The 14,216-nt window shown below is 66.9% G+C and carries 17 protein-coding genes; 16 read left to right on the forward strand and 1 reads right to left on the reverse strand.

Annotated elements, in window-relative coordinates; genetic code table 11:
* The first annotated feature begins 37 nt into the window (after positions 1-37).
* From U9J41_RS18940 to U9J41_RS18950, 3 genes are all read left to right on the forward strand, one after another.
* Positions 38-739, forward strand: coding sequence for an RNA polymerase sigma factor (locus tag U9J41_RS18940; protein ID WP_322403721.1), 702 nt, complete (start codon positions 38-40; stop codon positions 737-739).
* A gap of 79 nt (positions 740-818) precedes the next feature.
* Complete coding sequence (locus U9J41_RS18945) at positions 819-1,346, forward strand: DUF4142 domain-containing protein (RefSeq protein ID WP_322403722.1); 528 nt, start codon at positions 819-821, stop codon at positions 1,344-1,346.
* Positions 1,343-1,684, forward strand: coding sequence for a plastocyanin/azurin family copper-binding protein (locus U9J41_RS18950; RefSeq protein ID WP_322403723.1), 342 nt, complete (start codon positions 1,343-1,345; stop codon positions 1,682-1,684). The genes U9J41_RS18945 and U9J41_RS18950 overlap by 4 nt, the downstream gene beginning before the upstream one ends.
* Before the next feature lie 107 nt (positions 1,685-1,791).
* Here the strand turns inward: U9J41_RS18950 and fliE are convergent, their stop codons facing one another.
* Positions 1,792-2,187, reverse strand: a complete 396-nt coding sequence (fliE, locus tag U9J41_RS18955; RefSeq protein WP_322403724.1) for a flagellar hook-basal body complex protein FliE — start codon at positions 2,185-2,187, stop codon at positions 1,792-1,794.
* A 158-nt stretch (positions 2,188-2,345) separates the two neighbouring features.
* Between fliE and fliF the strand changes: the two genes are divergently transcribed.
* The 13 genes from fliF (at position 2,346) to fliR (ending at position 14,149) form a co-directional block, all read left to right on the forward strand.
* A complete protein-coding gene (gene fliF / locus U9J41_RS18960; RefSeq protein ID WP_322403725.1) occupies positions 2,346-4,040 on the forward strand; it encodes a flagellar basal-body MS-ring/collar protein FliF in 1,695 nt (564 codons plus the stop codon).
* Positions 4,040-5,044: a flagellar motor switch protein FliG gene (fliG, locus tag U9J41_RS18965; protein WP_322403726.1), complete on the forward strand. Its 1,005-nt coding sequence runs from the start codon at positions 4,040-4,042 to the stop codon at positions 5,042-5,044. The genes fliF and fliG overlap by 1 nt, the downstream gene beginning before the upstream one ends.
* Positions 5,044-5,772, forward strand: a complete 729-nt coding sequence (fliH, locus tag U9J41_RS18970) for a flagellar assembly protein FliH (protein WP_322403727.1) — start codon at positions 5,044-5,046, stop codon at positions 5,770-5,772. Before fliG ends, fliH begins: the two co-directional genes overlap by 1 nt.
* On the forward strand, positions 5,772-7,166 hold the full coding sequence (gene fliI, locus U9J41_RS18975) for a flagellar protein export ATPase FliI (RefSeq protein WP_425260722.1): 1,395 nt from the start codon (positions 5,772-5,774) through the stop codon (positions 7,164-7,166). Before fliH ends, fliI begins: the two co-directional genes overlap by 1 nt.
* 35 nt (positions 7,167-7,201) lie before the next feature.
* Positions 7,202-7,642 (forward strand): flagellar export protein FliJ, encoded by a 441-nt coding sequence (fliJ, locus tag U9J41_RS18980; RefSeq protein ID WP_056443533.1) that lies wholly within the window; start codon positions 7,202-7,204, stop codon positions 7,640-7,642.
* A gap of 32 nt (positions 7,643-7,674) precedes the next feature.
* On the forward strand, positions 7,675-9,006 hold the full coding sequence (locus U9J41_RS18985) for a flagellar hook-length control protein FliK (protein ID WP_322403728.1): 1,332 nt from the start codon (positions 7,675-7,677) through the stop codon (positions 9,004-9,006).
* A gap of 226 nt (positions 9,007-9,232) precedes the next feature.
* Positions 9,233-9,769 carry a flagellar basal body-associated protein FliL gene (gene fliL, locus U9J41_RS18990; protein WP_322403729.1) on the forward strand — a complete coding sequence of 179 codons (537 nt, stop codon included), beginning with the start codon at positions 9,233-9,235 and terminating at the stop codon, positions 9,767-9,769.
* 29 nt (positions 9,770-9,798) lie between these two features.
* Positions 9,799-10,782: a flagellar motor switch protein FliM gene (gene fliM / locus U9J41_RS18995; protein WP_322403730.1), complete on the forward strand. Its 984-nt coding sequence runs from the start codon at positions 9,799-9,801 to the stop codon at positions 10,780-10,782.
* A gap of 60 nt (positions 10,783-10,842) precedes the next feature.
* Positions 10,843-11,268 (forward strand): flagellar motor switch protein FliN, encoded by a 426-nt coding sequence (gene fliN / locus U9J41_RS19000; RefSeq protein WP_322403731.1) that lies wholly within the window; start codon positions 10,843-10,845, stop codon positions 11,266-11,268.
* Complete coding sequence (fliO, locus tag U9J41_RS19005; protein WP_322403732.1) at positions 11,265-12,176, forward strand: flagellar biosynthetic protein FliO; 912 nt, start codon at positions 11,265-11,267, stop codon at positions 12,174-12,176. The genes fliN and fliO overlap by 4 nt, the downstream gene beginning before the upstream one ends.
* Entirely contained in the window at positions 12,173-12,919 is a 747-nt protein-coding gene (gene fliP / locus U9J41_RS19010; protein WP_322403733.1) for a flagellar type III secretion system pore protein FliP, read from the forward strand. Before fliO ends, fliP begins: the two co-directional genes overlap by 4 nt.
* A gap of 11 nt (positions 12,920-12,930) precedes the next feature.
* Entirely contained in the window at positions 12,931-13,200 is a 270-nt protein-coding gene (fliQ, locus tag U9J41_RS19015) for a flagellar biosynthesis protein FliQ (protein WP_322403734.1), read from the forward strand.
* A 127-nt stretch (positions 13,201-13,327) separates the two neighbouring features.
* Complete coding sequence (gene fliR, locus U9J41_RS19020) at positions 13,328-14,149, forward strand: flagellar biosynthetic protein FliR (protein ID WP_322403735.1); 822 nt, start codon at positions 13,328-13,330, stop codon at positions 14,147-14,149.
* Positions 14,150-14,216: the final 67 nt, after the last annotated feature.

Below are 14,216 nucleotides of genomic sequence, written 5' to 3' on the forward strand. Positions count from 1 at the left end.
GCATCCAATCGTCAGGCATACGACACGAAGGACTCCCATGCAGGCCGCCACACCGAACCCCTCTTCCCTCGACGACGACGCGCTGCTGCGCCGCATCCGCGCCGGCGACCGCGACGCGTTTTCCCTCCTCATGCGGCGCTACAACCGCCGGCTGTACCGCGTGGCGCGCAGCGTCCTGCGCGACGATGCGGAAGCCGAGGACGCGCTCCAGGACGCCTACCTGCAAGCGTTTCGCGCCCTGCCGGCATTCCGCGGCGAGGCCGCGCTCGGCACCTGGCTGACGCGGATCGTCGTCAACGCCGCCCTGATGCGCCAGCGCAAGACCGGGCGGCTGGCCGAGGTCATCGAACTGGGTGCGGATTTCGGCGCGGACGATGCCGCCGGACCGCACTACGCCGACGCCAGCCATGGCGAGCGCGAGCAGCCGGAACTGGCCGCGCTGCGCACCCAGACGCGGCGCCTGATCGAAACGGGCATCGACAAGCTGCCCGCCGTCTTCCGCACCGTGTTCGTGCTGCGCGCCGTGGAAGAGCTGACCGTCGAGGAAACGGCGGCCACGCTGGACATTCCCGAGGCCACCGTGCGCAGCCGTTATTTCCGGGCCCGGGCCATGCTGCGCGAGGCGCTCGCGCGCGAGATCGATTTCGCCATCGAGGACGCGTTCGGCTTCGACGGCGCGCGCTGCGACCGGATCGTCGACGCCGTGCGGCGCCGGCTGGACGCGGAATGGGGCAGCTGACCGATGGCGGGAACGCGGGGGAAATGACGTGCATCCAATGGGTTGTTCCACCTTTTCCAACCCAATCAAGGATGCTGCCATGAACAAATCCACCCCGCTGCTGCTGTCTTCGCTGTTCGCCCTCGGCCTCGGCCTGTCCGCGCCCGCCCACGCCGCCGGGCCGAACGATGCCCAGATCGCCGCCATCGTCGTCGCCGCCAATGCGGTCGACATCGACGCCGGCAAGCAGGCCGAGACAAAAACGAAGAACAAGGACGTGCGCGCCTTTGCCGAACGCATGGTGGCCGACCATTCCGGCGTGAACCAGCAGGCCACGGCGCTGGTGCAAAAGCTGCACGTGACGCCCGAGGACAACGACACCAGCAAGAGCCTGACGGCGGGCGGCGCGGCGACCCGCACCCGTCTCGCGGGCCTGTCCGGCAAGGCCTTCGACAAGGCCTATGTCGACAATGAGGTGACGTATCACCAGACCGTGCTCGACGCCCTCGACAAGACGCTGATCCCCAACGCGTCCAATGCCGAGCTGAAGGCCCTGCTCGTCAAGGTCCGCCCGGCCTTCGTGGCGCACCTGGAGCACGCGAAGCACATCCAGGCCGAATTCAAGTGAAATTCAGGCAACGCCTGGCCGCCGCGTTGTGCTGGCTGCCGATCGCGGCGGGCGCGGCGGAACACCATGTCGTCATCGACGGCATGAAGTTTTCGCCGCAGGTGGTGCAGGCCCGGCCCGGGGACACGATCGTCTGGGAAAACCGCGACATGTTCGTCCACAACGTGACGGCGGCCGCGGCCTCGGCCAGGATGAGCTCGGGCGACCTGGCGCCCGGCAAGACGTGGCGCTGGGTGGTGCCGGCGGGACCGTCGTTCGACTATCTCTGCACCTTGCACCCGGTAATGAAGGGACACGTGGACGTCGCCGGGCCGCCGCGGCGGTCACCGGCGCGCTGAAATTCGGGGTCAGAGCCCTTTATTTGGCAAAATCCGTTCGGCAATAACGTAGTCGAGTCGCCGCGGCGTGATCAATTGCTCAGAAATGGGCTCTGACCCCGAATTTTTTAGACCTGCATGTTCATGATCTCGTGGTAAGCCGACACCAGTTTGTTGCGCACCTGCACGGTGGACTGGAAGCTGATGTTGGCCTTCTGCATCGCGATCATCGTGTCGGACAGGCTGACGGAATCGTCGCCCGCGGCGAAGCGCTTGCCCATGTCGTCGGCCTGGTTCTGGGTGTCGCTGACGTTTTGCAGCGCCCCCTTCAAGGCATCGGAGAAGCTGACCTTCGACGATGACTCGGCGGCATCCGTGCCCGAGGTCTTGCCGAGGCCGCCAATGCCGAGGCCGCCGCCCAGCGCGTCCGCGGCGGACGGCGCCGCGGCCGGCTTCTGCGCCGCCGCCTTCAGTTGCGCCATCATCGCTTCGATCCGGCTGCTGTCGATGCCGCCGATGTTCATGTCCGTTCTCCTGCGCATGTCGATTCAGGCTGTCAGAATATCAGCGCGGCGACAACTATTGCCCTCGAGCAGCGCCGTAAACATGGCCTTATTCCGGGGTTTGAGTGTTGCCCTACGGCTCCATAATGGCGTTCATAAACCCAATCCCTCACCCCACCATGGCAACGACAGCGGAAGAACTCCTCGACAGCGACATCGCGCCCCCGGCCGAACAACAGCCCAAGTTCTGGCAGACGACGATCGGCAAACGCGTCGTCATCGGTGGCGTCATCGCCGGCGTGCTGGCCGTCGTCGCCGCCCTGTGGCTGTGGACGTCGGCGCCGGACTACCGTGTGCTGTTCTCCAACTACACCGACAAGGACGGCGGCGCGATCACCGCGGCGCTCGACCAGATGGGGGTCAAGTACAAGTTCTCGGACAGCGGCAGCGCGATTCTCGTGCCCGCCGACCGCATCCACGACCTGCGCCTGAAGCTGGCGGCGCAGGGCCTGCCGCGCGCCGGCAACGTCGGCTTCGAGCTGCTCGAGAACCAGAAGCTGGGCACGTCGCAATTCGTCGAACAGGTCAACTACCAGCGCTCGCTGGAAGGCGAACTGGCCAATTCGATCCAGTCGCTGGCGGCCGTCAGCACGGCGCGCGTGCACCTGGCGCTGCCGAAACCGTCCGTGTTCGTGCGCGAGCAGCAGAAGCCGACGGCATCCGTGCTGCTGAACCTGCAGCCGGGCCGCTCGCTCGATCCGGCCCAGGTCAGCGCCATCGTGCACCTGGTCGCATCGTCGATCCCGGAACTGACGCCGGCGAACGTGACCGTCGTCGACCAGAACGGCACCCTGCTGTCGGACAGCGCCGGCAAGAACGGCAAGCAGCTCGACCCGAACCAGTTGAAATACGTCGAAGCGCTGCAGCAGAACATCGTCAAGCAGGTCGAGTCGATCATCGCCCCACTCGTGGGCCCGAACAATGTGCGCGCCGAGGCGACGGCCGACGTCGACTTCTCCCAGACCGACACCGCGGCCGAGCTGTACAAGCCGAACTCGCCGCCGGAACCGCAGGCCATCCGCAGCCAGCAGACCTCCGAGCAGACCGGGCCGGGCAGCACCAACCCGTCCGGCATCCCGGGCGCGCTGTCGAACCAGCCGCCGGGCGTGGCCACGGCCCCGATCGACGGCGCCCCGGCCCAGGCGCAAACCACAAACAATGGAGCAAGCGCCGGCCCGAGCCGCAAGGATTCGACGACGAATTACGAAGTCGACAAGACCTTGCGCTACGAACAGAAGCCGATGGGCGGCATCAAGCGCCTGACGGTGGGCGTGGTGGTGAACTACCGCCGCACCATCGACCCGAAGACGGGCAAGGTCGTCGTCAAGCCGCTGTCCAGCGCCGAAGTCGCGCAGATCAACGAACTGGTCAAGCAGGCCATGGGCTACAGCCAGGCGCGCGGCGACACGCTGAACGTGACCAACGCCCCGTTCGAGGGCGTCGACAAGCCGGACGAGCAGGCGCCGGAGTGGTACAAGGACCCGGCCAACCTGCCGCTGGCGAAGGACATCGCGCGGTATGCCTTCATCGCCATGGTGCTGGCCTTCCTGTGGTTCCGCTTCGTGCGGCCGCTGCTCAAGCCGGCGATCAGGAAGTTCGACGAAGCCGTGGCGCTCCCGCCCGAGCCGGAACCGGAAGAGCCGGAACCGGAACCGGAACCGGATTACGAAGCGGAAGCGCGCATGCAGCGTGAAGCGGAAGAGCACCAGAAGGTCCAGGTCTACAAGACCAATCTGGAAATGGCGAAAGACCTGGCCAAGAACGATCCGCGCATCGTGGCCAACGTGATCAAAGAATGGCTGGGTACTGAATAATGAGCGACAAGGACAAGGAAAGCACGACCAAGGCGGCCATCCTGATGCTGGCCCTGGGCGAATCGGAAGCGGCCGAGGTGATGAAGTACCTCGGCCCGCGCGAAGTGCTCAAGCTGGGCGCCGCGATGGCGCAGATGAAGGCCGTGCAGCACGAGGAAGTCCTGACGGTGCTGGGCGAATTCCGCGAGCGCGTCGACCTGCAGTCGACCGTCGGCCTCGACTCCGACGAGTACATCCGCCAGGTCTTGACCAAGGCGCTGGGCGACGACAAGGCGGCCGTGCTGCTGAACCGCATCCTGGGCGGCAAGGACGCGTCCGGCATCGAAAGCCTGAAGTGGATGGACTCGCCGTCTGTCGCCGAACTGATCCGCAACGAACACCCGCAGATCATCGCCACGATCCTCGTCCACCTCGAACGCGACCAGGCCTGCGAGGTGCTGGCGCACTTCACCGACCGCCTGCGCAACGACGTCGTGCTGCGTATCGCCACCCTGGACGGCGTGCAGCCTGCCGCTTTACGCGAACTGAACGACGTGCTGACCAAGCTTCTGTCCGGCAACGAGAACATCAAGAAGTCGTCGCTGGGCGGCGTGCGCACGGCGGCCGAGATCCTGAACTTCATGAGCGGCGAGCAGGAAAGCTCGGTCATGGAAAACATCAAGAACTACGACAACGACATGGCGCAGAAGATCATGGACGAGATGTTCGTGTTCGACAACATCATCGACATCGACGACCGCGGCATCCAGTTGCTGTTGCGCGAAGTGCAGTCGGAAATGCTGATCATCGCGCTGAAAGGCGCATCGCAGGACTTGCGCGATAAAATCTTCAAGAACATGTCGCAACGTGCGGCGGAAATGATGCGCGAAGACCTGGAATCGAAAGGTCCCGTGCGCCTGTCGGAAGTGGAAACCCAGCAGAAACAGATCCTGCAAATCGTCCGGCGCCTCGCCGACGAAGGCCAGATCGTTCTGGGCGGCAAAGGTGAGGACTCGTTCGTCTGATGGCAATCTCGAAAGAATTTCAGTCGGCATATCAACGCTGGGAAATGACGTCGTTCGGCGACGAGCGGCCCAGCACCCTGGCGCAGCGCGCCGCCGAAGCGGAGAAGGTCGCCGCGGCCGCCGCCGCCGCGCGCGCGTACGAACCGCCGCCGCAACCGGCCGTGCCGATGCCGACCGTGGACGAGATCGAGGCGATCCGCGCCTCTGCGCATGAAGAAGGCTATGCCGAGGGCCTCGACGCGGGCCAGGCCGAAGGCCATGCGGCCGGCTACGAAGAAGGCCTGGCGCTGGGCCGTGCCGAGGCGGCCGAGGAACTCGACCACCTGCGCCAGCTGGCGACCACGTTCGGCGACGCCGTCACGCAGGCCGACGACACCATCTCGAACGACGTGCTGGAACTCGCGCTGCACCTGGCGCGCGGCATGGTGCGCACGGCGTTCGAGGTCAAGCCGGACCTGATTCTCCCCGTCGTGCGCGAAGCCATCGACTACCTGCCGAACCTGCAGCAGCCGGCCCTGCTGATGCTGCATCCGGAAGACGCGCTGATCGTCAAGAGCGGCATCGGCCAGGACCTGGACAAGAGCGGCTGGCGCATCGTCGAGGACGACGGCATCGCGCGCGGCGGCTGCCGCGTGGACACGGCCAGCAACCAGATCGACGCCCAGATCGGATCGCGCTGGCAGCGCCTGACGCACGCGCTGGGCAAGAACCTGGACTGGCTGGAGTAATGGCCACAAACGCGCACACGGGCCGCTGGAAGTCCTACCTGAAGGATTGCGGCAGCGTGGTCGATTTCGTCGAGCCGATGCAGGTGTCGGGCCGCGTCACCCGCGTGGCCGGCCTCGTGATGGAGTGCGTCGGCCTGAAGCTGGCGGTCGGCAGCGCGTGCATGATCCCGGTCGCGTCGGGCGCGCGCATCGAGGCCGAAGTCGTCGGCTTCGAAGGCGACCGCCTGTTCCTGATGCCGCAGTCGGACGTCGAAGGCGTCGTGCCCGGTTCGCGCGTGTTCCCCGTGGAAGCGAGCGTGCCGAAACCCGGCAGCGTGCCGCATCCGCGCCGCCGTCCGATGGACCGCGCGCGCCACCTGCCCGTCGGCTGGGGCCTGCTGGGCCGCGTCGTCGACGGCGCCGGCCGCCCGCTGGACGGCAAGGGTCCCGTCGTGACCGAAGACATGGGCCCGCTGAACGCGCGCCCCATCAATCCGCTCGACCGCGCGCCGATCTCGGAAACGCTGGACGTGGGCGTCCGCGCCATCAACTCGATGTTGACGGTCGGCCGCGGCCAGCGTCTCGGCCTGTTCGCCGGCACCGGCGTCGGCAAGTCGGTGCTGCTGGGGATGATCGCGCGCTACACGACGGCCGACGTGATCGTCGTGGGCCTGATCGGCGAACGGGGCCGCGAGGTCAAGGAATTCATCGAACAGATCCTCGGCGAGGAGGGCCTGGCCCGCTCGGCCGTCGTGGCCGCGCCGGCCGACTCGCCGCCGCTGATGCGCCTGCAGGGCGCCGCCTACGCCACCGCCATCGCCGAGCACTTCCGCGACGAGGGCCGCAACGTCCTCCTGATCATGGATTCGCTCACGCGCTACGCGATGGCCCAGCGCGAGATCGCCCTCGCCATCGGCGAACCGCCGGCGACCAAGGGCTATCCGCCGTCCGTGTTCGCCAAGCTGCCGGTGCTGGTGGAGCGCGCGGGCAACGGCCAGGCCGGCGGCGGCTCGATCACGGCGTTCTACACCGTGCTGTCCGAGGGCGACGACCAGCAGGACCCGATCGCCGACGCGGCGCGCGGTATCCTGGACGGCCACATCGTGCTGAACCGCAAACTGGCCGAGGCGGGCCATTATCCGGCGATCGACATCGAGCAGTCGATCTCGCGCGCCATGCACGGCATCACGTCGCGCGAGCACCAGCAGGCCGCGCGCACACTGAAGCAGCTGTATTCGCGCTACGAGCGCTCGCGCGACCTGATCACCGTGGGCGCCTATGCGCCGGGCACCGATCCGGTGCTGGACAAGGCGATCGCCCTGCACGAGCGCATCGAAGCCTTCCTGTGCCAGGAAATCCACGACAACGTCGGCATGCTGCAGAGCTTGGGGGAATTGACCTCGCTGTTCGGCTGATTGGCCGGACGGCCCATCGGTATACTTGACGTACCATGGCCAATGCATCCGCACTCGACACCCTGATCGACCTCGCCCAGCGCGAGTCCGACGCCTGCGCAAAGCGCCTGGGCGCCGCGCTGAAGGCCGTCGAGGACGGGGAGCAGAAGCTGCAGATGCTGCACGGCTACCGCGACGACTACGCGAACAAGCTCGACGCGGCGCAGATGGCGGGCATCACGCCGTTCGCGTACCAGAATTTCGTCGCCTTCCTCGGCAAGCTGGAACAGGCGATCGACGGCCAGCGCGAAGTGCTCAAGCACGCGCGCGTCAAGGCCGACATGGAAAAGAAGGGATGGCAGGAAAGCGAGCGCAAGCGCCTGTCCTATCGGACCCTGAACGAGCGCGCGGCTCTTGAAGCCCTTGCGCTGGAAAGCAAGCGCGACCAGAAGATGATGGACGACCACGCGGCCCGGACGGCCCGCCACAAGCGCTGACCGGCGCCACACCAACCGAAGCGACAAGCGACATGACCACGACCTCCATGACCCAACAGCTCAACTCGACCAGCGGCGTCAACAACGTCAACAACGTCAACCAGCGCAACGGCAGCGCGGGCGGCAGCGACGGCAGCCAGTTCAGCGCCATGTTGTCCGGCGAAATGGAACGCAACAGCGCCGCGCTCGCGTTCATGCCGGCCCCGGCACCCGCCCCGGCCGCTGCGCCGGCCCCGAAGCAGGACGCGGCCAAGCCGGCCGAGGCCGACAAGCCCGCGGAACACGACCCCGCGCCGCAGGCGGCCGCCAAGCCGGCGGACAAGACCGGGGCCAGCGATGCGAACGACGATGTCGCCGACAAGTCCGACGACGACAAGGACGACAAGGATGACAACGGCGCCAAGGCCGGCGACCCGGCCAGCGCCATGCTCGCGCTGATGGCCAGCCTGCACAAGCCGGGCGTCGACACCGCCAAGACGACCACGGCCCAGGCCTTCGACGCGCTCACCGGCAAGGGCAAGCGCACGGACGCCGGCCAACTGGCCGCGCTGCAGGCCGCGATGAAGTCGGTGTCGAAAGAGGCCGGCACGGACGCGGCCGGCGCCAAGACGTTCTCGGCCACGTCGATCAAGAACCCGGCCCTGGCCGCCGCCGGCGCCGATCTCGGCGCGGACAAGGCCGCGGCGGCCACGGCCGACCTGCGCGGCGCAGCGGCCACCGTCAAGCCGGACGCCAAGCCGCAGCTCGACGCCGCCGACTTCACCGTGCAGCAGGCGCGCGACGCCGCCCTGCTCGCCCAAAAGGAACAGGTCCCGACGGCCACCGCCGCCGCGGCCGCGCAGTTGCAGCCGGCCACGCTGGAAGCCGCCGAAGCCGCGGCCGCCGCCAGCGACCACCTGACGGCGCACGTGGGCACGGATGCGTGGAACGACCAGGTCGGCCAGAAAGTCGTCTACATGCTGGACGGCGAAGACCAGACCGCGTCGCTCACGCTGAATCCGCCGGACCTGGGTCCGCTGCAGGTCGTGCTGTCCGTCTCGAACGGCCAGGCCGACGTGACGTTCTCGTCGAACCAGCTGGAAGTGCGCCAGGCGCTGGAAAACGCCCTGCCCCGCCTGCAGGAGATGATGGGCGAGAGCGGCATCGCGCTGGGCAATGCCACCGTCAACGCGGGCATGTCGGACGGCAGCCAGGCACAGCAGCAGGCGATGGCGTCGAGCGGCTTCGGACGCGGCAACGGCAGCGGCAATGGCCGCCGCAACGGCGCCAACGATGCGGGCACGGTCGTGGGCGAAGCCACCGTCCGGCCGGCCACGCGCACGGCGCCGATCGGCGACCGCGGCGTGGTCGATACGTTCGCGTAGACGATTCCGGCAGCATCGGCGACAGGGCCGTGGGGTGGGCATTCGTGCCCGCGCGGACGTTCGAATCATGCATACGTCACGCGTGGGTACGCTGTGCCCACCCAACAATCCGTCAAGAAACAACGAGATAGCCCAGGTTCTTGCTTCTTTTCGACCGTTGCCGCTGCTCAATTTTTCCCGATAATGACATAATGACGGCACGATCCAACAGCGGGACCGAATACCCTTGAAAGCGAATCCAAAAATCAAAGCCGATCCGAAAGCGGATGCGGCGGCACCGGCGGCCGGCGGCAAAGGCAAGCTGTTCATCATGATCGGCGCGGCCGTGCTCGTGCTGGCGCTCGGCGCAGGCGCCGGCTGGTACTTCCTGCACAACAGCAGCGAAGCGGCGGCCGGACAGGCCAAGAAAGATCATACGGACACCAAGAAAAAGAAAAAGGATGAAGCACCGCCGGAATACGTCGCCATCGAGCCCTTTACGGTGAATCTGCAGCCGGAGCACGGCGACCAGTACCTGCAGGTTGCGTTCACCCTGCAGGTCGACAGCCCGGAGCAGGTCGAGCTCATCAAGGCCAATATGGCCAAGGTGCGCAGCCGCGTGCTGCTGCTGTTGTCGGGCAAGAAGGCGTCCGAGATCAGCACGGTGGAAGGCAAGCAGCAGTTGGCCGGCGAGATCCTCGCGGCGGTCAACGCACCGTTCGTCGAACATGGCGACGAACAAGAAGTGTCCGACGTTTTGTTCACTTCCTTTATCATCCAGTAAAGCAGAAGTCATTACGGTAAAGCCGCATCATGGCCGATAATTTTCTCTCACAGGAAGAAGTCGATGCCCTCCTCAAAGGGGTCAACGGCGATCAGGACGACGTCGCGGCGCCTGAAGACACCTCGGGAGTCCGCACGTACAACCTGGCAACGCAGGAGCGGATCGTCCGCGGCCGCATGCCGACGCTCGAGATCATCAACGAGCGTTTCGCCAGGTATCTGCGGGTCGGCCTGTTCAACTTCCTGCGCCGGTCCGCCGAGGTGTCGGTGGGGTCGGTGCGCGTGTCGAAGTACAGCGAGTTCATCCGCAACCTCGTCGTGCCGACGAACCTGAACCTGATCCACATGAAGCCGCTGCGCGGCACGGCGCTGATGGTGTTCGACCCGGGCCTCGTGTTCCTGCTGGTGGACAACCTGTTCGGCGGCGACGGCCGCTTCCACACGCGCGTGGAAGGCCGCGACTTCACGCAGACCGAGCAGCGCATCATCATGCGCATCCTCGACATCGTGTTCGAGGCCTACGCCAAGTCGTGGGAACCGGTGTACCCGATCGAATTCGAGTACATCCGCTCGGAGATGAACACGCAGTTCGCGAACATCGCCACCCCGAATGAAGTCGTGGTATCGTGCACTTTCACCATCGAGCTCGGTTCGGTGTCGGGCCAGATCCACTTCTGCATGCCCTATTCGATGGTCGAACCGATCCGCGACGCGCTGACGTCGAGCATCCAGGGCGAAGCGCTGGAAGTCGACAAGCGCTGGATCCGCCTGCTGACGCAGCAGATCCAGGTGGCCGAAGTGGAACTGGTGGCCGTGCTGGGCCACGGCAAGGCGAATTTCGACGAAATCCTGAACATGAAGGTCGGCGACGTGATCCCGATCTCGGTCCCGGAAACGCTCCAGGCTACCGTGGACGGCGTGCCCGTCATGGACTGCAGCTATGGCGTGTACAACGGACAATATTCGCTGAAGGTCGAAAAACTGCTGGCGAACAGCGAAACCTTCAACAAGTAAACCACCTCATACGAAGCGTCGGCGGATCAACCGCAGCGCCAGGCAACACAGGAGAGCAACATGTCCGACACACAAGACGACCAAGGCAGCATCGACGACGATTGGGGTGCCGCGATCGCCGAACAGGCCGCCGCGGAAGCTGCTGCGCTGGCCAACCAGCAGCAGGCGGCCTCGGCCGCCGTGTTCAAGGATTTCTCGAACAAGGGCCCGCGTCCGGAGACGCCGAACGACATCGACTTCATCCTCGACATCCCCGTCCAGCTGACGGTGGAACTGGGCCGCACGAAGATCGCCATCAAGAACCTGCTGCAACTGGCGCAGGGTTCGGTGGTCGAACTGGACGGCCTGGCGGGCGAACCGATGGACGTGCTCGTCAACGGCTGCCTGATCGCCCAGGGCGAGGTGGTGGTCGTGAACGACAAGTTCGGTATCCGCCTCACCGACATCATCACCCCGTCCGAGCGCATCCGCAAGCTCAACAAATGACGGCGCGCCTGCTGACCATCCTGGCCCTCGCCCTCCCGCTGGCCGCCTGCGCGGCAGAGCCGGGGCAGGCGTCCGGTTCGTCGGCTGCGGCGGCCACGTCGGCCGGACAGGACGCGCGCGCGGCGGACAACGCGAGGCCGGCCGCGCAGGCGTCGGCCGCCGCACCGACGCACCAGGCCGCCGAGCCAGGCGCGGCGTCCGCAACGCCCGCCACGACGCATCCGCGGGCCGTGGCCGGCGCGCCGTCCGCCCAGCCAGGCGCCGCGTCCGCGCCGTCCGCCACGATGCATCCACGGGCCGTGGCCGGCACCGGCGTGCCGTCCGCCGCGTCCGCTGCCGCCGCCCCGCAGCCGCCCGCCGTCCAACCCGATACCGCAGCCGCACCCGCAGCCACGGCCGCACCCGCCAGCCCGGCCGCGCCGGCCGGGGCCGCGCCCGATGGCGCCGCACCCCGCCCCGTCACGCCGGGCGTCGCTACGCCGGGTGTCGCCACGCCGGGCGTCGCTACGTCGGGCGTCGCCGTCCCTCCCGTCACGATGCCCTCCGGCTCGTCCACCGGCAGCCTGCTGCAGACGCTGTTCGCGCTGATCCTCGTGCTGGCCGTGCTGGGCGCCCTTGCCTGGTTCCTCAAGCGCTACGGCCCCAAGGTCGGCGGCGGCAACGCCAACCTGCGGGTCGTCGGGTCGCTGAACCTCGGCGGCCGCGAACGCATCATGGTGGTCGAAGTCGGCAATGAATGGATCGTGGTCGGCGCCTCACCCGGCCGCATCAATGCGCTGGCGACGATGCCGCGCCAGGACGGGCAGAATGGCGACAGCGGCGCTGCGAACGCAGCCCTTGCTCCGCATGCCCCCGCGGCGCACAGCTTCGCCGACTGGCTCAAACAGACGATCGACAAACGCAAGTGACACACACTAAACGACTCCTGCTGGCGACGGGTCTGCTGGCCCTGCCGCTGGCGGCGGCGGTCGCCGCGCCCGCCATCCCCGCTTTCACGACGAGCCCGGCCCCGGGCGGCGGCACCGCCTATTCCCTGCCGGTGCAGACGCTGCTCCTGATGACGGCGCTGACCTTCATCCCGGCCGCCCTGCTGATGATGACGAGTTTTACGCGCATCATCATCGTCCTCTCCCTGCTGCGCCAGGCGCTCGGCACCCAGACGGCGCCGCCGAACCAGGTGATGGTCGGCCTCGCGCTGTTCATGACCCTGTTCGTGATGGGCCCGACGTTCGACCGCATCTACACGGAAGCGTACGTGCCGCTGCAGGAAAACCGCATCCAGATGGGCGAGGCGATGGACAAGGCCGCCACGCCGATCAAGGCCTTCATGCTCAAGCAGACGCGCCAGGCCGACCTCGCCCTGTTCGTCAAGATCTCGCGCACGCCCGCGCTGCAGGGCCCGGAAGACGTGCCGCTGCGCGTGCTGATCCCCGCCTTCATCACGAGCGAACTCAAAACCGCGTTCCAGATCGGCTTCGCCATCTTCATCCCGTTCCTCATCATCGACATGGTCGTCGCGTCCGTGCTGATGTCGATGGGGATGATGATGATGTCGCCGGCCGTGATCTCGCTGCCGTTCAAGCTGATGCTGTTCGTGCTCGTCGACGGCTGGCAGTTGCTGCTGGGCTCCCTGTCCCAGAGTTTTTACTAGGAGGAGACGACATGACCCCGGAAAGCGTCCTCGCGATGGGCCGCACGGCCATGGAAGTCACGCTGATGGTGTCGGCGCCGCTGCTGCTCGTGGCGCTCGTCATCGGCCTCGTCGTCAGCATCTTCCAGGCCGCCACGCAGATCAACGAGCAGACCCTGTCCTTCATCCCCAAGCTGGTCGGCGTCTTCATCGCGCTCGTGCTGGCCGGGCCGTGGATGATCACGGTCATGACCGATTACATGCGCAACCTGTTCAGCGGCATTCCGCAGATGATCGGGTGATGGCGCCGCGCTTGGGCCTGGCTTCGACTACGGGCGCGGGCCATGCGCGCGTCACGCGTGGGCAGCGTTCGCGTCGCCGCGGTGCCGGCAGTGCGGTGGAGCTGCCGACCGTACCGGAACCTCCGGCATGATTTCCTTTACGACCACCCAGCTCTATGCGTGGATCGGCGGGCTGTTATGGCCGCTGACGCGCATCCTCGGCCTCGTCGCGGTGGCGCCCGTGTTCGGCAACACGGCCGTGCCGATCCTCATCAAGACGACGCTCGGCGTGCTGCTGGCGGCGATCATCGCCCCCACCTTGCCGGCCATGCCGGCCGTCGATCCGGCGTCGTGGGCGGGCCTGCTGATCGTCGCGCAGGAACTCCTGATCGGCACGGCGATGGGCTTTGCGATGCGCCTCGTGTTCGCCGCCGTCGAATTCGCCGGCGAGGTCGCCAGCTCGTCGATGGGCTTTTCGTTCGCGACCTTCTTCGATCCCAGCTCGGCCGGACGCTCGTCGGCCATCAGCCAGTTCCTCGCGCTCGTCGCGACGATGGCCTTCCTCGCCATGAACGCTCACCTCGTGCTGATCGAGGCGCTGGCGGAAAGCTTTTTCACGCTGCCGATCTCGGCCACGCCGATGTCGCTGTCCGCGCCGCTGGAAATGGTGCGCTGGGGCAGCCACGTGTTCTCGGCCGGCCTGCAGCTCGCGATGCCGATCATCGCCGCCATGCTCATCACCAACATCGCGCTGGCGATCCTGACGCGCGCGGCGCCGCAACTGAACCTGTTCGGCATCGGCTTCCCGATCACCCTGGGCGCCGGATTCCTCGTCATCAGCCTGACGCTGCCGTACCTCGGCACGCCGTTGCAGAACCTGTTCAACCAGGGGATCGAGGCGGGCCGCAAGATTCCGCGCGTCGGCGCGCAGCGGCCGGGCGCGAAGCAGATACCTGCACCGCCGCGGTAATGCATGCGCCTCGTGGGCACAGTTCGTAGGGTGGGCTCCCCGAGCCCACGCGAAAGCAGACGGCACG

The sequence above is a fragment of the Massilia luteola genome (assembly GCF_034420155.1).
Taxonomy (GTDB): domain Bacteria; phylum Pseudomonadota; class Gammaproteobacteria; order Burkholderiales; family Burkholderiaceae_D; genus Telluria; species Telluria luteola.